This window comes from Pseudomonas sp. R1-15, assembly GCF_051132085.1.
GTDB lineage: Bacteria > Pseudomonadota > Gammaproteobacteria > Pseudomonadales > Pseudomonadaceae > Aquipseudomonas.
The window spans coordinates 1,566,117-1,584,515 of record NZ_CP071660.1; the positions used below are offsets into that span (position 1 = coordinate 1,566,117).

An 18,399-nucleotide genomic window follows, 5' to 3' on the forward strand; every position below is an offset into this window, starting at 1 on the left:
ACTGGAACGTTCGCTGCAACTGGACGCCCTTTGGCAACAGGCTTACCTTTAAGCGCTAAATTCCCTCTGCATTAAGGACCCGGTCATGAGTCGTATATACGCTGACAACGCCCATTCCATAGGCAATACGCCACTGGTGCAGATCAACCGCATCGCCCCGCGCGGCGTGACCATCCTGGCGAAGATCGAAGGGCGCAACCCGGGTTATTCGGTCAAGTGCCGGATCGGCGCAAACATGATCTGGGACGCTGAAAGCTCAGGTCGTCTCAAGCCCGGCATGACCATCGTCGAGCCAACCTCGGGTAATACCGGCATTGGCCTGGCGTTCGTCGCCGCCGCCCGTGGCTACAAGCTGATGCTGACCATGCCGGCGTCCATGAGCATCGAGCGGCGCAAGGTGCTCAAGGCGCTGGGCGCGGAGCTGGTGCTCACTGAGCCGGCCAAGGGCATGAAGGGCGCCATCGAGAAGGCCGCCGAGATCCTCGCCAGCGACCCGTCGAAATATTTCATGCCGCAGCAGTTCGATAATCCGGCGAACCCGGCGATCCATGAAAAAACCACCGGTCCGGAAATCTGGAACGATACCGATGGCGCGGTGGACGTGCTGGTCGCGGGGGTGGGTACGGGTGGAACCATTACCGGGGTCTCTCGGTATATCAAGAACACCTGTGGCAAACCGATCCTGTCGGTGGCGGTGGAGCCCGAGGCGTCGCCGGTGATTACCCAGGCGATGGCGGGGCAGGAGATCAAGCCGAGCCCGCACAAGATCCAGGGGATCGGTGCGGGTTTTGTGCCGAAGAACCTCGATCTGTCGATTGTCGACCAGGTCGAGCGAGTGACCGATGAGGAGTCCAAGGCCATGGCCCTGCGCCTGATGCAGGAAGAGGGCATCCTTTGCGGCATTTCCTGCGGCGCGGCCATGGCCGTGGCGGTGCGCCTGGCGGAAAAACCGGAAATGCTGGGCAAGACGATCGTGGTGATCCTGCCTGATTCGGGCGAACGGTACCTGTCGAGCATGTTGTTCAGTGACCTGTTTACCGAGCAGGAGACTCAGCAGTAACTGAACGCTGGATTTAGCGGGGGAAGGCTCTTGTGGCGAGGGAGCTTGCTCCCGCTCGACTGCGAAGCAGGCGCCCGGGATTGAGGCGTGCCGCCGGCTGCAGGGGCGCCCTTCGCAAGCCAGCGGGAGCAAGCTCCCTCGCCACAAAAAACATCGCCATTTGGAGGGCTGGTTGGAAGATCGTTCGATGCGTCAGCCAAGGTTCAGCTGACGCATGTTAAGAAGGGCTTTGTTGCGTAATCCTCAACAGTGAATGTCGCGTCCGACGATGTTTCATCTGCACGAGGATATCTAACATGGCCAGCCGCCGCGTCGGGCTGATGGCGCTGCGCAATTCAAACAAGGAGTTGAAAGAAATGAGCGTTTCGTTTGTCGCCAAGGCCTCGGTGTTGCTGCTGTTTGTGGGCAGTACGCTTTTTGTGCATTTGCGTGGCAAGGCGCGATTACCGGTGTTGCGCCAGTTCGTCAACCACTCGGCGTTGTTTGCCCCTTACAACGCCTTGATGTACTTGTTTTCCAAGGTGCCCTCCAAACCCTATCTGGATCGCCGCGAGTTTCCAGAGCTGGACGTCCTCAAGGAAAACTGGCAAGTGATCCGCGACGAAGCCATGCATCTTTTCGACGAGGGTTATATCCGCGCCGCCGAGAAAAACAACGACGCCGGTTTCGGTTCGTTCTTCAAGAAAGGCTGGAAGCGCTTCTACCTCAAGTGGTACGACAAACCGCTGCCGTCGGCCGAGTTGTTGTGCCCCCGGACCGTCGAGCTGGTCAATCGGATTCCCAACGTGCGTGGCGCGATGTTTGCCCTGTTGCCGGGGAGCAGCCATCTCAATCCCCATCGTGACCCGTTCGCCGGTTCGCTGCGCTATCACCTGGGGCTGTCCACGCCCAACTCCGATGATTGCCGGATCTTCGTCGACGGGCAGGTCTACGCCTGGCGCGACGGCGAAGACGTGATGTTCGACGAAACGTACGTGCACTGGGTCCGCAATGAAACAGACCAGACGCGCGTGATCCTGTTCTGCGATATCGAGCGCCCCCTTAAAAATCCCTTGATGACTCGTTTCAATCGCGCCATCAGTGCCTTCCTCGGCCGCGCCACCGCGCCGCAAAACCTGGACGACGAGCACGTCGGCAGCATCAACCGCGCCTATGCCTGGAGCAAGACGTTCAGCGATGGCATCAGCGGCCGGGTCAAGCAATTCAAGCGCCGGCATCCCAAGGCCTATCGGATGATGCGACCGGTGTTGGCGGTGACAGTGTTGACGGCGCTGGGCTACTGGTTGTTCGTTTAAACATTGCGTTACACATCGGGCGCTGGTTATAGTCGGCGCTCGGTCTTCGGACCCATCCCTCAAGAGATCGGCTCATGCCTGCATTCCCATTCACCGCGGTTGTGGTTCCAGCGTTCAACGCTGGCGTCGTGCCGTGCGGGAATCCGCAGCCCGAGCAGATCGGTCAATACCCTCCACCTGTCAGTCGCTCACCGGTATACGCCTGCGTATCACCGCCGGGTGTTGGCGTTCGGGGCTGATCGGCAACGGTTGCCGTCCCCTGTGCCTGCCTGAAAAAAACGACTGGATTTCAGCTTCGGCTGAGTTGGCTTTTTGCCTGACTACAGGTGGTTTTCATGTTTTCCTTTTCCAAGAACGCCTTATTGGCGACGGCTTCCACGAGCCTGTTCGTTTTGTTGTGGAGCAGCGGAGCGATCTTTTCCAAACTGGGCCTGGCCCACGCGTCACCCTTCGCTTTCCTGCTGATCCGTTTTGCGATTGCGCTGTGCGCGCTGGTGCTGTTGATCCCGCTGTTGAAGTTCAAGCTGCCGAAGGCTGGCAAGCCGATGCTGTACGCGGCGGCGACCGGCCTGGTGTTGTTGGGTGCCTATCAGATTTTCTATCTGCTGGCGCTGCAATTGAACGTTACGCCCGGTGTGATGGCCACGTTGATGGGCGTACAACCGATCCTCACCGTGGTGCTCATGGAGCGCCAGCGTTCCTGGCAACGGATGTTCGGCCTGGCGCTGGGCCTGGTGGGCTTGATCATGGTGGTGTACCAAGGCATTGGCCTGGCCGGCATGTCGTTGACGGGCATGCTGTGCGGGTTGCTGGCGCTGGTGAGCATGACGGCAGGTTCGATCATGCAGAAACGCATCACCGACAATCCCCTCGGTACATTGCCGGTGCAGTACCTGGCCGGGCTCTTGCTGTGCGTGGTGTTCGTGCCGTTTCAACCGTTTCACTTCGAGCACAATGCGGGGTTCATCGTGCCGGTGTTGTGGATGGGGCTGGTGGTGTCGGTGTTGGCGACCTTGTTGCTTTACCGCTTGATCGCCAGGGGCAACCTGGTCAACGTCACCAGCCTGTTCTACCTGGTGCCGGCAGTGACGGCGATCATGGACTACCTGGTGTTCGGCAATCGGCTGGCGTTGTTGAGCCTGCTGGGCATGGTGCTGATCATCGTCGGGTTGGTATTTGTGTTCCGTAAGAGCCGCTAGCCGATAGATATCTATTGGTTGCACCGCTGCTTTCGCGAGCAGGCTCGCTCCCACAAGGATTGCAATTGACCCTGTGGGAGCGAGCCTGCTCGCGAAGCTTTTTTGGCCACACCGATGAATTACCGGCTAGACGCCCCAGGCTTCAACACCAGCCACAACGCCGCCGCAATCAACACCCCGCCATACAAATGCGCCATCCCCAACGGCTCATCCAGCAGTAACGCGCCCCACAGCACGCCGAACGGGGGGATCAAAAAGGTCGTTGTCATGGATTTGACCGGACCGATGGAACTGAGCAAGCGGAAATACAGGATGTACGCCAGCGCGGTACACACCAGGCCCAGCCCCAGCAACGATAGCCAGACGCTCCAGCCGCCCCAACTGGCCGGCGGTTGGCTGATGACGCTGTAACCGAACAACGGCAGGAGGAAAACCGTGGCGCCGAACATACTGCCCAAGGCGGAGAGGCGGCTGTCCAGCCCACCTTGATGGTCGAGCCAACGACGGGTGAGGAAACCGGCAAAACCATAGCAAGTGGTGGCGAGCAGACAGGCGAGGGCACCCATCAGTAACGGGTGGTCGAATGCCACCGGGCCGGCACCGGTCAGGATGCCAACGCCGAACAGGCCGAGGAACACCCCGCTGACTTTGGCCACGGTGAGCTGCTCGCTGAAAAACAACCCGCCGATCAGCACGCCCATCAACGGTGTGGTGGCGTTGAAGATTGCTGAATAACCGGCCGGCAACACCTGGGCGGCAAGGGAATAGAACGTTGCCGGAATGCCCGAGTTGATCAGGCCCAGCACCATCACCGCTTTCAGCTTGCCGCGAAAATTCCAGTCGATACGCATCAGCGCAAGAATGATCAGCAGGCCGACGAAGGCAATGGAAACGCGGAAAAAAGCCGTAGGAATCGTGCCAATCACCGGGGCGATGATGCGCATGAACAAGAAACTGGCCCCCCAGATAGCGGCCAGCGACAGCAAGCGCAGGGTGTCGACGAGATTCACGAGATGCGTCCTTCCTTGATCGGGCCGCAAGTGTCGCCCCGCCAAACACCGATGGCAATGGTTGCGTTGCCGCTTGATTGGCCTCTAAGCTCAGTCGCCAATAAGAAGCATGACCCGCCGAGGTTTTCCCTATGTCGCAGCCATGGCCCGCCACCGATATCGCCCGTTCGATTCTCGACGGCTTCGATGATTACCGTGAGCAATTCCGGCACATCACCGATGGCGCCCGTGCCCGGTTCGAGCAGGCGCAGTGGCAGGAGGCGCAAGCGGCGTCGGCGGCGCGCATCAACTTGTATGAAGAAAAAGTCTTCGAAACCGTGGCCAGGCTGCGCAACACCTTCGATGCCGAGGCCCTGATGGATGTCGGTTGCTGGCCGCTGGTGAAAAGCGCCTATATCAGCCTGATCGACCTGCGGTTTGACGATGAGCTGTCGGAGACCTGGTACAACTCGATCTTCTGCGGCCTGTTCAGCCATGACCTGATCAGCGACGGCACCATGTTCATCCACACCACCCGGCCGAGCCTGCGCCGTGCCCGTGCGGCCCAGACCCGGACCTACAAACCCCAGGGGCAACTGGACAGGATGCTGGCGGCGATTTTCGCCGACTATCGCTTCAGCGAGGACTACGCCGACCTGCCCGGCGACCTGCAACGCCTCGAAAGCCAACTGCGCGAGAACCTGCCGGATTGGGTCTGCAAGGATCCGGAACTGACGGTGGAGTTGTTCTCCTCGGTGCTCTACCGCAACAAGGGCGCCTACCTGGTGGGGCGCATCTACACCCGTGACGACCAATGGCCGCTGGTGATCCCGCTGCTGCATCGCGAGGGGCGCGGCATCCAGATCGACGCGCTGATTACCGACGAGGCGCAGGTGTCGATCATTTTCTCGTTCACGCGTTCGTATTTCATGGTCGATGTGCCGGTGCCGGCGGAATTCATCGGTTTCCTCAAGCGCATCCTGCCGGGCAAGCACATCGCCGAGTTGTACACGTCCATCGGTTTCTACAAGCACGGCAAATCGGAGTTCTACCGGGCGCTGATCAACCACCTGGCGAATACCGACGACCAGTTCATCATGGCCCCGGGCGTGCGCGGCATGGTCATGAGCGTGTTTACCCTGCCGGGCTTCAACACGGTCTTCAAGATCATCAAGGACCGTTTCTCACCGTCGAAAAACGTCGACCGGGCCACGGTGATCGAGAAGTATCGACTGGTGAAAAGCGTCGACCGGGTCGGGCGCATGGCCGACACCCAGGAGTTCGCCGACTTCCGGTTTCCCTTGAGCAAATTCGAACCGGCCTGCCTGGAGGAGCTGCTGGAAGTGGCGCCGTCCACGGTGTCGGTGGAAGGCGACACGGTGCTGATTCGCCACTGCTGGACCGAACGCCGGATGACGCCGCTGAACCTCTATCTGGAAAACGCCAATGAAGCCCAGGTACGCGAGGCGCTGGAGGATTATGGCCTGGCGATCAAGCAACTGGCGGCGGCCAATATCTTCCCCGGCGACATGCTGCTGAAGAACTTCGGCGTGACCCGCCATGGCCGCGTGGTGTTCTACGACTACGATGAAATCTGCTTCCTGACCGAAGCCAATTTTCGCCACATCCCGCAGCCGCGTACACCGGAAGACGAAATGGCCTCCGAGCCCTGGTATTCCATCGGGCCGCTGGACGTCTTTCCCGAAGAGTTTCCGCCGTTCCTGTTCGCCGACGCCGGGCAGCGCAAGCTCTTCGACCAATTGCATGGCGAGCTGTACAACGCCGATTACTGGAAAAGCCTGCAAGAGGCGATTCGGGCGGGGAAGGTGATCGATGTGTTCCCGTATCGGCGCAAGGACCTGGACAGCGAATAATCGCCCGGCAAACAAAGCCCCTGTGGCCTGCGGCTTATAGTCTGTGGTCTGTGGTCTCTGGCTTTTGTGGCGAGGGAGCTTGCTCCCGCTGGACTGCGCAGCAGGCCCCTGCGTTCTGTCCGTCACATCGCGGTGCCGAATACAGCTGGGGGCTGCTTCGCACCCCAGCGGGAGCAAGCTCCCTCGCCACAAAAGCGCTAGCGCTCGGCGTCCGGTGCGCAAATCTGCGACAATCGCCCCCTTGCTCACACCGACGACCCCTGCGTACCTGATGACTGACCAAGCCCCCGCTATCGACAAACTGCTGAAGACCCTCGATCACGCCATGCTCGCCGACCGTCACCGGTTGCGGCGGCAGTTGCTCGAGCTGCGCAAGAAACCCGACGAGGCCAAGCTGGCCCAGTGGGTGACGCGCATGCAGGCATCGTGCGACCAGGTGCTGGCGCGCAAGGCGAGCGTGCCGTCGATTCGCTACGATGACAACTTGCCGATCGCGGCCAAGCGCGACGAGATCAAAGAGGCGCTGCTCAAGCATCAGGTGTTGATCATCGCCGGCGAAACCGGCTCGGGTAAAACCACCCAGTTACCGAAAATCTGCCTGGAAATCGGTCGCGGCCAGCATGGCTTGATCGGCCACACCCAACCACGCCGGATCGCCGCCCGCAGCGTGGCGAGCCGGGTCGCCGAAGAGCTTGGCACGCCGTTGGGGGCATTGGTGGGTTACCAGGTGCGCTTCGAGGACCAGAGCGATGCCAATACCCTGATCAAGCTGATGACCGACGGTATCCTGCTGGCCGAGACCCAGAACGACCGCTACCTCGAACGCTACGACACGATCATTGTCGACGAGGCCCACGAACGCAGCCTCAACATCGATTTCCTGCTCGGCTACCTCAAGACCCTGTTGCCGCGCCGTCCGGACCTGAAGGTCATCATCACCTCGGCGACGATCGACCTGGAGCGCTTTTCCAAGCACTTCGATGAGGCGCCGATCGTCGAAGTCTCGGGCCGTACCTTTCCGGTCGAAACCTGGTATCGCCCGTTGACGCTAGAGCAGGACGAGGAGGGCAATCGGGTCGAGGACGACTTGACCGTCGACCAGGCGATCCTCGCCACCCTCGACGAAATCGCCGCCTACGAGCGCAGCGAGCGCCGCAGCCCCGGCGATGTGCTGGTGTTCCTGCCGGGCGAGCGGGAGATTCGCGACGCGGCGGAGATGCTGCGCAAGGCCCAGCTCAAGCACACCGAAATCCTGCCGTTGTACGCGCGACTGTCGCCGGCCGAACAACAGCGGATCTTCCAGTCCCACCCGGGCCGCCGCGTGGTGCTGGCAACCAACGTCGCCGAAACGTCGCTGACCGTGCCGGGCATCCGCTACGTGATCGACAGCGGCACCGCGCGCATCAGCCGCTACAGCTACCGCGCCAAGGTCCAGCGTCTACCCATCGAAGCGATTTCCCAGGCCAGCGCCAACCAGCGCAAGGGCCGCTGCGGACGAGTCGAGCCGGGGATTTGCGTGCGCTTGTACAGCGAAGAGGATTTCCTTGGCCGGCCGGAGTTTACCGATCCGGAGATCCTGCGCACCAACCTGGCGGCGGTGATCCTGCAGATGCTGCATCTGCGCCTTGGCGAGATCACCGACTTTCCGTTTATCGAGCCGCCGGACGGCAAGGCCATCAGCGACGGCTTCAACCTCCTGCAAGAGCTTTCGGCGGTAGACCGCAACAGCCAGTTGACGCCGTTGGGGCGTCAACTGGCGCGCTTGCCGGTGGACCCGCGCATGGGCCGCATGTTGCTGGAAGCGGCGAAACTGGGCAGCCTCCAGGAAGTCCTGATCGTTGCCAGTGCCATGTCGATCCAGGACCCGCGCGAACGCCCGCCCGAGCGCCAGCAGGCCGCTGACCAGGCCCATGCGCAATGGAAGGATGCGGATTCGGACTTCGCCGGGCTGGTCAATCTGTGGCGCGGCTTTGAAGAACAGCGCCTGGCCCTGACCGCCAGCCCCCTGCGTAACTGGTGCCGCAAGAACTTCCTGAATTACTTGCGCCTGCGCGAATGGCGCGATTCCCATCGCCAGTTGAGCCTGATCTGCCGCGACATGCAGTTGAGCCTCAATAAGGAACCGGCCGACTATCCGAAACTGCACAAGGCGGTGCTCTCGGGCCTGTTGAGCCAGATCGGCCAGAAAACCGAGGACGGCGATTACCTCGGTGCGCGGCAGCGACGCTTCTGGGTCCATCCCTCGTCCGGGCTGGGCAAGAAGCGCCCGCAGTGGCTGATGACCGCCGAACTGGTGGAAACCACCAAGTTGTATGCGCGCATGGTGGCGAAGATCGAACCGGACTGGATCGAACCGCTGGCCGGGCACCTGATCAAGAAGAACCACTTCGAGCCCCATTGGGAGAAGAAGCGCGGGCAAGTGGTGGCTTACGAGCAGATCACCTTGTTCGGGCTGATCGTGGTCGGTCGCCGGCCGGTGCATTACGGGCCGGTGGACCCGGTGGTGTCCCGCGAACTGTTCATCCGCGAGGCGCTGGTGCGTGGCGAAATCCAGTCCCGGGCCAAGTGCCTGAGCGCCAACACCCGATTGCTGGAGCAGCTTGACGAACTCGAAGCCAAGGCCCGTCGCCGCGACATCCTGGCGGATGAGGAGACCCTCTTCGCGTTCTACGATGCACGCCTGCCCGCCGAGATCCACCAGACCGCGACGTTCGATAGCTGGTACCGGATCAACAGCCAGAAAGACCCGCAGTTGTTGATCATGCGCGAAGAAGACGTGCTCGCTCGTGAGGCCAGCGAGGTGACGGCCAATCTGTATCCCGACACCTTGCGCGTCGGCGACCTGACCTTGCCGTTGAGCTATCACTTCGAGCCCAACCACCCGCGCGATGGCGTGACGCTGCGGGTACCGGCGCCGCTACTGCCGATGCTGCCGCCGGAGCGCCTGGAATGGCTGGTGCCGGGGATGATCGAGGCCAAGTGCATTGCCCTGGTGCGCAACCTGCCCAAGGCCTTGCGCAAGAACTTCGTGCCGGTGCCGGACTTCGTCAAGGCGGCGCTGCAGCGCATCACGTTTGCCGAGGGCTCGCTGCCGCAATCCCTGGGACGTGAGCTGCTGCGCATGACCGGCGCGCGGGTCAGCGACGAAGCCTGGGCGGAAGCGGCGCAGCAAGTGGAAAGCCATTTGCGCATGAACCTGGAAATCGTCGACGGCCAAGGCAAGTTCCTCGGTGAAGGCCGCGACTTGGCCGAGCTGACCGCGCGTTTTGCCGAAGCCAGCCAGGCCGCGTTGGCCGTGCCGCAGACGGCGAAGAGTCAGGAACCGGTGGAAGCGAAAATCTTTGCGCCAGTGGCGGAAAAAACCCAACAGAAGATCGCCGGGCTGTCGATGACGGTGTACCCGGCGCTGGTGGAAGAGGGCAGCGTGGTCAAGGAAGGCCGTTTCCCGACCCCGGCCGAAGCCGAGTTCCAGCATCGCCGCGCCTTGCAACGCCTGCTCATGCAGCAACTGGCCGAAACGGCGAAGTTTCTTCGCGGCAAGCTGCCCGGCCTGACCGAACTGGGCCTGTTGTATCGCGAACTTGGGCGCATCGATGGTCTGGTGGAAGACATTCTGCTGGCGAGCCTCGACAGTTGCGTCCTCGAAGGCGAGCCGAGCCTGCCACGCGACGGCGCCGCGCTGGCGGCCCTGGCCGAACGCAAGCGTGGCGGCTGGACCGAGCATGCCGAACGCCTGGCCAGGCTGACCCTGGATATCCTGAAACTCTGGCACGGCCTGCAAAAACGCTTCAAGGGCAAGATCGACCTGGCCCAGGCCGTGGCGCTGAACGACATCAAGCAGCAGCTCAGCCACCTGGTGTACCCGGGCTTCGTGCGTGAAACCCCGCATCAATGGCTCAAGGAACTGCCGCGTTACCTCAAGGCCATCGAGCAACGCTTCGAGAAGCTCGGCAGCCAGGTGCAGAAGGACCGGGTCTGGAGCGGCGAGCTGTCCAACCTCTGGGCGCAATACCAGGCCCGCGCCAGCAAGCATGCCCAGGAAGGCAAGCGCGATCCGCAGCTGGAACTGTACCGCTGGTGGCTGGAGGAATACCGCGTATCGCTGTTCGCCCAGCAACTGGGCACCAAGGTGCCGATTTCCGACAAACGCCTGAGCAAGCAGTGGGGGTTGGTGGAGGCTTAGAGTCGACGTACCACCTGTGGGAGCGAGCCTGCTCGCGAAAGCGGTGTATCAGTCACCCTCAATGCCGGCTGGACCACCGCCTTCGCGAGCAGGCTCGCTCCCACAGGTTTCATGCCTGGTGAAAGGGAGAATGGGCCAAACGCCAGCGTTTATGGCAAACTTCGCGCCTATAAATGCCGGTCCCGTGGTTTTGGCTTCATTGCCACGGGCGGATCGGAATAAAGCGATGCCAGGTCTGCTCCCACGGGACGGGAAAGACCCTTTGCGTGTTGGTACGTCGGTGCCAATACTTTCTGCCTGAACAGATCAGAGACACGACCATGCATAACGTCGTCATCAGCGGCACCGGCCTGTACACCCCAGCCAACAGCATCTCCAACGAAGAGCTGGTGCAGTCTTTCAATACCTATGTCGCGCAGTTCAACGCCGACAACGCCGAGGCCATCGAGCGCGGCGAAGTCGAGGCATTGACCGAGTCCAATGCGGCCTTCATCGAAAAGGCTTCAGGCATCAAGAGTCGTTTCGTGATGGACAAGGACGGTATTCTCGATCCCAAGCGCATGACGCCGCGCCTGCCGGAGCGCTCCAACGAAGAATGGTCGGTGCTCTGCGAAATGGCCGTCGGCGCCGCGAAACAGGCGCTTGAGCGCGCCGGTCGCAGCGCCGCTGACATCGACGGCGTGATCGTTGCCTGTTCCAACCTGCAGCGTCCCTATCCGGCCATTGCCATCGAAGTCCAGGAAGCTTTGGGTATCGAAGGGTTCGGTTTCGACATGAACGTGGCCTGTTCTTCGGCGACCTTCGGCATCCAGGCCGCCGCCAACAGCGTACAACTGGGCCAGGCCCGGGCGATCCTGATGGTCAATCCGGAAGTGTGCACCGGCCACTTGAATTTCCGTGATCGCGACAGCCATTTCATCTTCGGCGACGCAGCCACGGCGGTGATCATCGAGCGGGCGGACCAGGCGACATCGCCGTACCAGTTCGACGTGGTCAGCACCAAGCTGCTCACCAAGTTCTCCAACAACATCCGCAACAACTTCGGCTTCCTCAACCGCGCGGCGGAAGAGGGCATCGGCACGCGGGACAAACTGTTCGTCCAGGAAGGCCGCAAGGTGTTTCGCGACGTCTGCCCGATGGTCGCTGAATTGATTGGCGCTCATTTGCAGGAAAACCAGCTGAACGTCGGCGAAGTGAAGCGTTTCTGGCTGCATCAGGCCAACCTGAGCATGAACCAGCTGATCGTCCGCAAGCTGCTCGGGCGCGAAGCCAGCGAGGAAGAAGCCCCGGTGATTCTCGACCGCTACGCCAACACCAGCTCGGCGGGTTCGGTGATTTCCTTTCACCTGTACCAGGACGACCTGCCCAGCGGCTCGGTCGCGGTGCTCAGCTCGTTTGGCGCCGGCTACTCGATCGGCAGCGTGATATTGCGCAAGCGTTGATACGGACTGCTTGATTCGTGGCGAGGGAGCTTGCTCCCTCACCATGCAATAAACCTAACTTCATGTGGGAGCGAGCCTGCTCGCGAAGGCGGCGGCCCAGTCAATGCAACGTTGACTGACTTACCGCTTTCGCGAGCAGGCTCGCTCCCACAGGTTTTGCAGCAAATCCGTTATTCCCATTCGAAGTAAAAAGTTCCGCTGTCATAAAATCTTTATGTGATAGCAACTCGCCTGACACAACCCATCGCCAAGATCCCCTCCCAACACCAGCGGGCCCAGTTCCGCGTGTTTTCTAACGCATAGACTACCAACTAGGGGAATTCTTCGATGATCCGTAAGCACTTCGCAGGTTTTGCCGCCAGCGCTCTGGCAATGGCAGTAACCGCCCAGGCTTTCGCCGGCACCGTAACCACCGACGGCGCCGATATCGTGGTCAAGACCAAGGGCGGCCTGGAGGTCGCTACCACTGACAAAGAGTTCAGCTTCAAGCTCGGCGGTCGTTTGCAGGCTGACTACAGCCAGTTCGACGGGATCTACACCGACAATGGCAATTCGGCAGACGCCGCCTATTTCCGTCGTGCTTTCTTGGAACTGTCCGGCGTGCTGTACACGGATTGGGCATACACCATCAACTACGACATGTCCCATAACACCGGCGATTCCGATAACGGCTACTTCGACGAGGCGTCTCTGGCCTATAACGGTTTCAAACCGGTTTCCATCAAGGTTGGCCGTTTTGACCCAGACTTTGGCCTTGAAAAAGCCACCAGCTCCAAATGGGTCACCGCGCCTGAGCGAAACTCCGCCTACGATCTGGTCGATTGGGCCATGGACAAGCAGAACGGTATGGGTATCCAGGCATCCAGCACTTTCGCTGATTCGTTCTATGCTTCGGCCGGCGTGTTCAGCAAGGACAATGACGATGCTGACGGCGACAGCGTCAAGCAAGTCAACGGTCGCTTTGTATTCGCGCCGATGCACGAAGCCGGCAACGTGCTGCACTTCGGTTTGAGCGTGGCCTCCCGTGACGTCTCCGACACTGCGTTCGATGCTCGTTATCGCTCCCGCCTGGGCATGCGTGGCGTTGAAACCCTGGGCGGCAACGATGCCGGTCCTAACGGCAACCGTCCGGTCCTGGGCGGCGCGAACAACTCGCCGGCCGGTTCGTACGACACTGACACCGCCTTCGGCCTGGAAGCCGCTTTCGCTATGGGGCCAGCGTCGATCCAGGGTGAATACATCTCGCGCAAGACCAAGGCTGACAGCGACGCCTTCGAAGACCTCAAGGGCCACGGCTTCTACGTCCAGGGTGCCTACACCCTCACCGGCGAGTCCCGTGGTTATAAAGTCGGCAAGTTTGACGCGATCAAGCCACAGAACAAATCCATCGGTGCCTGGGAAGTGTTCTACCGCTACGACAGCATGACCGTCGAAGACGACAACATCACCACTGCCTCGGCGACCCGCGAAGTGGGCGATGCCGAAGCCAAGGTGCACAATCTAGGTGTGAACTGGTACGCCAACGAAGCGGTGAAAATCACCGGTGCCTACGTCAAGGCCAAGACCGACAAGGTCACCAACGTCAACGGCGATGACGACGGCGATGGTTTTGTTGTCCGCGCTCAGTACGTGTTCTAAATCGCTTTGACTTGATACACCGCTCCACTTTCATCCGTTACGCTCCTTTGAACCCCGCCTCTGGCGGGGTTTTTTTATGCCCGACCGGCCTGGATCGGCGATACTCGGGTAATCCGCCGCCTGGATATCGAGGAACCGCATGCCGCTTCACGTCCTGGACAACCTGTCCGCCATCGCGTCACTCGAGTGGGACGCGTTGGTCCCCGCCAATCAACCGTTCCTGCGCCACGCTTTTTTAAGCACACTTGAAGACAGCGCCAGCCTGGGTGCGCATTCCGGCTGGCAGCCCGAGCACCTGTTGCACATGGAAGACGGACGGCTGCTGGCGGCCCTGCCCAGTTACCGCAAGTGGCATTCCTACGGCGAGTACGTGTTCGATCATGGTTGGGCCGACGCCTGTGCCCGGGCGGGCATCGACTATTACCCCAAGCTGTTGACGGCGGTGCCGTTCAGTCCGGTCAGCGGGCCGCGGCTGCTGGCGGCGTCAGTGGAGGACGGTCTGGAATTGCTCGGCAGCCTGCCGGGTTATCTGGAAATCGAAGGGCTTTCCAGCGCTCACATCAACTTCACCGATGCCTTTACCGATGCGGCGCTGGCCGGTCAGGTGGGTTGGCTGCAGCGGATCGGTTGCCAGTACCACTGGCAGAATCGCGGCTATCGGGATTTCCAGGATTTCCTTGATGCGCTCAGTTCCCGCAAGCGCAAGCAGATGCGCAAGGAGCGCGAGCAAGTGGCAGGGCAGGGCATCGAGTTCGAGTGGCTCGAAGGCCATCAACTGGACGAGGCGCAATGGGATTTTGTCTACGCCTGTTACGCCAATACCTATGCGGTGCGTAGGCAAGCACCTTATCTGACCCGGACATTCTTCAGCCTGCTGGCCGAGCGCATGCCCGAATCCATTCGCGTGGTGCTGGCCAAGCAAGGTTCGCGGCCGGTGGCGATGGCATTCAGCCTGGTCGGGGGCGACAGTTTTTACGGCCGTTACTGGGGTTGTCTCGCGGAGTTCGATCGCCTGCACTTCGAGACGTGTTTCTACCAGGGCATGGACTATGCGATCGCCAACGGTCTGCAGCGCTTTGACGCCGGGGCCCAGGGCGAGCATAAATTGATTCGTGGGTTCGAGCCGGTGATTACCCGCTCGTGGCATTACTTGCGCCATCCGGGCCTGAAGGCGGCGGTGGCGGATTTCCTCGTGCGTGAGCATGAGGGCGTGCTGGCGTATGCCGAAGAGGCCAGGACAGCACTGCCGTATCGGCAGTGCTGAGGATGTTATGAAACCCCGTGGCGAGGGAGCTTGCTCCCGCTGGGCTGCGCAGCAGCCCCAAAAAATCTGAATCCAACCATGAAGCTGGACCGGGCTCCAAGGGGGGCGCTGCGCACCCCAGCGGGAGCAAGCTCCCTCGCCACGGGTTTTGTGCGGACTCCGGAGTCAATCAATCCCGACAAATCCACCCGTCTGATGCTGCCAGAGCCGCGCATACAGCCCGCCATGGGCCAACAGCTCGGCATGACTGCCGGTTTCGGCGATGTGGCCGTTTTCCAGTACTACCAGCCGGTCCATCCGGGCGATGGTCGAGAGGCGGTGGGCGATGGCGATCACGGTCTTGCCTTGCATCAGCGTCTCGAGACTTTCCTGGATCGCCGCTTCGACTTCCGAATCCAGCGCGGAGGTCGCTTCGTCCATGATCAGGATCGGCGCATCCTTGAGCAATACCCGGGCGATGGCGATGCGTTGGCGCTGGCCACCGGAGAGCTTCACGCCGCGCTCACCGACATGCGCATCGAAACCGCTGCGGCCTTCGGCGTCCGACAGCAACGGGATGAACTGATCGGCACGGGCCTTGTGCACCGCTTCCCAGAGTTGCGCGTCGGTGGCGTCGGGCTTGCCGTAAAGCAGGTTGTCGCGGATCGAGCGGTGCAGCAGCGAGGTGTCCTGGGTGATCATGCCGATGCGTTCGCGCAGGCTTTCCTGCCCGACATGGGCAATGTCCTGGCCGTCGATGAGGATGCGTCCGCCCTGCACGTCATAGAGGCGCAGCAGCAGGTTCACCAGCGTGGATTTACCCGCGCCGGACGGCCCGATCAGGCCGATTTTCTCGCCGGGCCTGATGGTCAGGTTCAGGTCGCTGATCACGCCGCTTTTCTTGCCGTAGTGAAAATCGACATGCTCGAAACGCACCTCGCCACGGGCCACCGCGAGCGGCTTGGCCTGCTCGCGGTCGGTGACGCTGACCGGCTGGGAGATGGACTGCAAGCCGTCCTGGACCATACCGATGTTTTCGAAAATGCCGGTGACCACCCACATGATCCAGCCGGACATGTTGACGATGCGGATCACCAGGCCGGTGGCCAGGGCAATGGCGCCGACGCTGATGAGCGATTGCGTCCACAGCCACAGCGCCAGGGCGGTGGTGCCGACGATCAGGAGCCCGTTCATGCTGGTGATGACCACGTCCATGCTCGTCACCACGCGGCCGGCCAACTGGGCTTTCTCGGTCTGTTCCTCGATGGCTTCGCGAGCGTATTGCTGTTCGAAGTTGGTGTGGGCGAACAGCTTCAGGGTGGTGATGTTGGTGTAGCCGTCGACGATCCGGCCCATGAGCTTGGAGCGCGCATCGGAGGACACCACGGAGCGTTCCTTGACCCGTGGCACGAAGTAGCAGAGCGCGCCGATGTAGGCGGCGATCCAGGCCAGCAGCGGGATCATCAGGCGCCAGTCGGCTTCGGCGAACAGCACCAGTGAGCTGATGGCATAGATCAGCACGTGCCACAACGCATCCACGGCCTGTACCGCCGAGTCGCGCAGGGAGTTGCCGGTCTGCATGATGCGCTGGGCGATGCGCCCGGCGAAGTCGTTCTGGAAGAAGTTCAGGCTCTGCTTGAGCACGTAGCTGTGGTTTTGCCAGCGGATCAGGCTGGTCATGCTCGGGCTCAGGGTCTGGTGCACCAGCAGGTCATGCAGGGCCACGAAGATCGGCCGGAACACCAGCGCGACCACCGCCATCCAGGCCAGCTCGAGGCCGTGCAGCTTGAAGAAGTCGGTGTTGGGCGTGGCCTGGGTCAGGTCGATGATGCGGCTCAGGTAGCTGAACAGCGCCACTTCGATCAGCGCGCCGATCAGGCCGACCACCAGCAGTGCGGCGAAGCTGGGCCAGACCTGTTTCAGGTAATACGTGTAGAAGGGCAGGACGCGGTTCGGCGGGGCCGAGGTCGGGGCGTCGCGGAAGATGTCGATCAGTTTTTCAAAACGGCGGTAAACCATGGGGTACATAGCCCGGGCGGGGGCTCTCCTTTTTTGCGGTGGGCGGCGCGGGTTTGCCGGCGCCGCTCAGGCTTGCCCTGTGGGTTCAGTCGATGCGCTTGGCCGACTTGATGATCACAGGATCGATCGGCACGTTTTGCATGCCTTGTTTGGTGGTGGTCTGGGAGTTGACGATGATGTCCACCACGTCCATGCCCTTGACCACCTTGGCGAATACCGCGTAGCCGGCGTCGCGGCCCGGGTCGAGGAAGGCGTTGTCGGCCACGTTGATGAAGAACTGGCTGGTGGCCGAATCCGGGTTGGATGTGCGGGCCATCGACAAGGTGCCGCGAACGTTATGCAGGCCATTGCTGGCTTCGTTCTTGATCGGTGGCTTGGTGTCTTTCTGCTGCATCTGCTGGGTGAAACCGCCGCCCTGGGCCATGAAACCCGGGATCACGCGATGGAAAATCGTGTTGTTGTAGAAGCCGCTGTCGACGTACTCAAGGAAGTTCTTGGTACTGATGGGCGCCTTGACCGGGTCCAGTTCGATTTCGATCTGGCCGTTGGTGGTGTCCAGCAGGACGTGTGGTGCCTTGGCCGGCGTGGCAGCCATCAGGTTGGCAGCAAACAGTACGGTGCCGGCGGCGAGGGCGATTTTTTTCAGCATGGGTTCAGTGATCCTGGGTAGTGAAGTCGGTTGCGGTCAAGAATTCGAGCAGGGTCTGGTTGAAGCGTTCGGGTTGATCCAGGGGCGTAGCGTGCCGTGAATCGGCGATGACTGCCAGTCGTGCGTCAGGCAGCAGTTTTACATAGGCCTCTTTCAGCGCCACCGGGGTGTAGTCGTGGTCGGCGCAGATAATGAGGGTTGGACAGGCAATTTGCGCCAGGTGTTCCTGCACGCCCCAGCCGACAATGGCGTCGAAACTGGCCAGATAGGCACGTTTGTCGTTCTCTGCCCAACGCCGGGCCATTTCCAGGCGCAGTTCGGTTTGTTCGGGCTTGGGAAACAACTTCTCGCCGAGGGCCTTGCCGATGGTTTCCAGGCTCAGCAGGCGCATCAGGCTCCAGCGCTTGAACCATTGCCAGCAATCGTCGGGCGTACGGACTTTGACTTCAGGGGCACTGTTGACGATGCACAGGCTCCTGACCCGTGCGGGTTCGTCCACGGCCAGCTGGAAACAGATCATGCCGCCCATGGACCAGCCCACCAGGTGCACCGGGCCGAGATCGAGGTGCTCGATCAGGGCGCCCAGGTCGGCGCTGAAGCCCGCGATGCTGTAGTGCTCGCGCGGCTTGTCGGAGCGGCCGTGGCCGCGCACATCCATCACGATCAGGCGGTAGTGGCGCGACAACACGGGAATCTGCTTTTCCCAGTCGCGAGTGCTGGAGCCCAACCCGTGGACCAGCACCAACGGTGTGCCGTGGCCATATTCCTCATAGTGCAGGTTGCAACCTTCATGTTCGAAAAAGGCCAT

General features: G+C 61.3%; 12 protein-coding genes. 8 read left to right on the plus strand and 4 right to left on the minus strand.

Features of this window, described 5'->3' with window-relative positions; translation table 11 throughout:
* The first annotated feature begins 85 nt into the window (after positions 1 to 85).
* The 3 genes from cysK to J3P97_RS07025 all read left to right on the plus strand — a co-directional run bounded on the left by cysK (position 86) and on the right by J3P97_RS07025 (position 3,554).
* On the plus strand, positions 86 to 1,060 hold the full coding sequence (cysK, locus tag J3P97_RS07015) for a cysteine synthase A (protein ID WP_434569459.1): 975 nt from the start codon (positions 86 to 88) through the stop codon (positions 1,058 to 1,060).
* Positions 1,061 to 1,416: 356 nt separating this feature from the next.
* A complete protein-coding gene (locus J3P97_RS07020) occupies positions 1,417 to 2,355 on the plus strand; it encodes an aspartyl/asparaginyl beta-hydroxylase domain-containing protein (RefSeq protein WP_434674516.1) in 939 nt (312 codons plus the stop codon).
* A gap of 335 nt (positions 2,356 to 2,690) precedes the next feature.
* On the plus strand, positions 2,691 to 3,554 hold the full coding sequence (locus J3P97_RS07025) for a DMT family transporter (RefSeq protein ID WP_434603072.1): 864 nt from the start codon (positions 2,691 to 2,693) through the stop codon (positions 3,552 to 3,554).
* 119 nt (positions 3,555 to 3,673) lie between these two features.
* On the opposite strand, the gene J3P97_RS07030 is transcribed toward J3P97_RS07025, so the two are convergent.
* A complete protein-coding gene (locus J3P97_RS07030; RefSeq protein ID WP_434673772.1) occupies positions 3,674 to 4,564 on the minus strand; it encodes a DMT family transporter in 891 nt (296 codons plus the stop codon).
* A gap of 131 nt (positions 4,565 to 4,695) precedes the next feature.
* On the opposite strand from J3P97_RS07030, the gene aceK reads away from it, so the two are divergent.
* The 5 genes from aceK to J3P97_RS07055 all read left to right on the plus strand — a co-directional run bounded on the left by aceK (position 4,696) and on the right by J3P97_RS07055 (position 14,944).
* Positions 4,696 to 6,417: a bifunctional isocitrate dehydrogenase kinase/phosphatase gene (aceK, locus tag J3P97_RS07035; RefSeq protein ID WP_434673773.1), complete on the plus strand. Its 1,722-nt coding sequence runs from the start codon at positions 4,696 to 4,698 to the stop codon at positions 6,415 to 6,417.
* A 271-nt stretch (positions 6,418 to 6,688) separates the two neighbouring features.
* Complete coding sequence (gene hrpA / locus J3P97_RS07040) at positions 6,689 to 10,600, plus strand: ATP-dependent RNA helicase HrpA (protein ID WP_434673774.1); 3,912 nt, start codon at positions 6,689 to 6,691, stop codon at positions 10,598 to 10,600.
* A gap of 320 nt (positions 10,601 to 10,920) precedes the next feature.
* Positions 10,921 to 12,042: a beta-ketoacyl-ACP synthase III gene (locus J3P97_RS07045; protein WP_434569453.1), complete on the plus strand. Its 1,122-nt coding sequence runs from the start codon at positions 10,921 to 10,923 to the stop codon at positions 12,040 to 12,042.
* 327 nt (positions 12,043 to 12,369) lie between these two features.
* Positions 12,370 to 13,680 (plus strand): OprO/OprP family phosphate-selective porin, encoded by a 1,311-nt coding sequence (locus J3P97_RS07050; RefSeq protein WP_434603077.1) that lies wholly within the window; start codon positions 12,370 to 12,372, stop codon positions 13,678 to 13,680.
* 139 nt (positions 13,681 to 13,819) lie between these two features.
* A complete protein-coding gene (locus J3P97_RS07055; RefSeq protein ID WP_434673775.1) occupies positions 13,820 to 14,944 on the plus strand; it encodes a GNAT family N-acetyltransferase in 1,125 nt (374 codons plus the stop codon).
* Positions 14,945 to 15,109: 165 nt separating this feature from the next.
* Here the strand turns inward: J3P97_RS07055 and J3P97_RS07060 are convergent, their stop codons facing one another.
* From J3P97_RS07060 to J3P97_RS07070, 3 genes are all read right to left on the minus strand, one after another.
* Complete coding sequence (locus tag J3P97_RS07060; protein WP_434569451.1) at positions 15,110 to 16,942, minus strand: ABC transporter ATP-binding protein; 1,833 nt, start codon at positions 16,940 to 16,942, stop codon at positions 15,110 to 15,112.
* A gap of 85 nt (positions 16,943 to 17,027) precedes the next feature.
* Positions 17,028 to 17,591 (minus strand): peptidylprolyl isomerase, encoded by a 564-nt coding sequence (locus J3P97_RS07065; protein WP_434569450.1) that lies wholly within the window; start codon positions 17,589 to 17,591, stop codon positions 17,028 to 17,030.
* 4 nt (positions 17,592 to 17,595) lie between these two features.
* Positions 17,596 to 18,399, minus strand: coding sequence for an alpha/beta fold hydrolase (locus J3P97_RS07070; RefSeq protein WP_434673776.1), 804 nt, complete (start codon positions 18,397 to 18,399; stop codon positions 17,596 to 17,598).

What these genes read in the sequence shown, in the direction of transcription:
- J3P97_RS07025 (WP_434603072.1), top strand. Translation starts at nt 2,691, where the DNA reads ATGTTTTCCTTTTCCAAGAACGCCTTATTGGCGACGGCTTCCACGAGC.
- J3P97_RS07065 (WP_434569450.1), bottom strand. Translation starts at nt 17,591, where the DNA reads ATGCTGAAAAAAATCGCCCTCGCCGCCGGCACCGTACTGTTTGCTGCC.
- J3P97_RS07045 (WP_434569453.1), top strand. Translation starts at nt 10,921, where the DNA reads ATGCATAACGTCGTCATCAGCGGCACCGGCCTGTACACCCCAGCCAAC.
- J3P97_RS07070 (WP_434673776.1), bottom strand. Translation starts at nt 18,399, where the DNA reads ATGGCCTTTTTCGAACATGAAGGTTGCAACCTGCACTATGAGGAATAT.
- J3P97_RS07050 (WP_434603077.1), top strand. Translation starts at nt 12,370, where the DNA reads ATGATCCGTAAGCACTTCGCAGGTTTTGCCGCCAGCGCTCTGGCAATG.
- J3P97_RS07055 (WP_434673775.1), top strand. Translation starts at nt 13,820, where the DNA reads ATGCCGCTTCACGTCCTGGACAACCTGTCCGCCATCGCGTCACTCGAG.
- J3P97_RS07060 (WP_434569451.1), bottom strand. Translation starts at nt 16,942, where the DNA reads ATGGTTTACCGCCGTTTTGAAAAACTGATCGACATCTTCCGCGACGCC.
- cysK (WP_434569459.1), top strand. Translation starts at nt 86, where the DNA reads ATGAGTCGTATATACGCTGACAACGCCCATTCCATAGGCAATACGCCA.
- hrpA (WP_434673774.1), top strand. Translation starts at nt 6,689, where the DNA reads ATGACTGACCAAGCCCCCGCTATCGACAAACTGCTGAAGACCCTCGAT.
- J3P97_RS07020 (WP_434674516.1), top strand. Translation starts at nt 1,417, where the DNA reads ATGAGCGTTTCGTTTGTCGCCAAGGCCTCGGTGTTGCTGCTGTTTGTG.
- aceK (WP_434673773.1), top strand. Translation starts at nt 4,696, where the DNA reads ATGTCGCAGCCATGGCCCGCCACCGATATCGCCCGTTCGATTCTCGAC.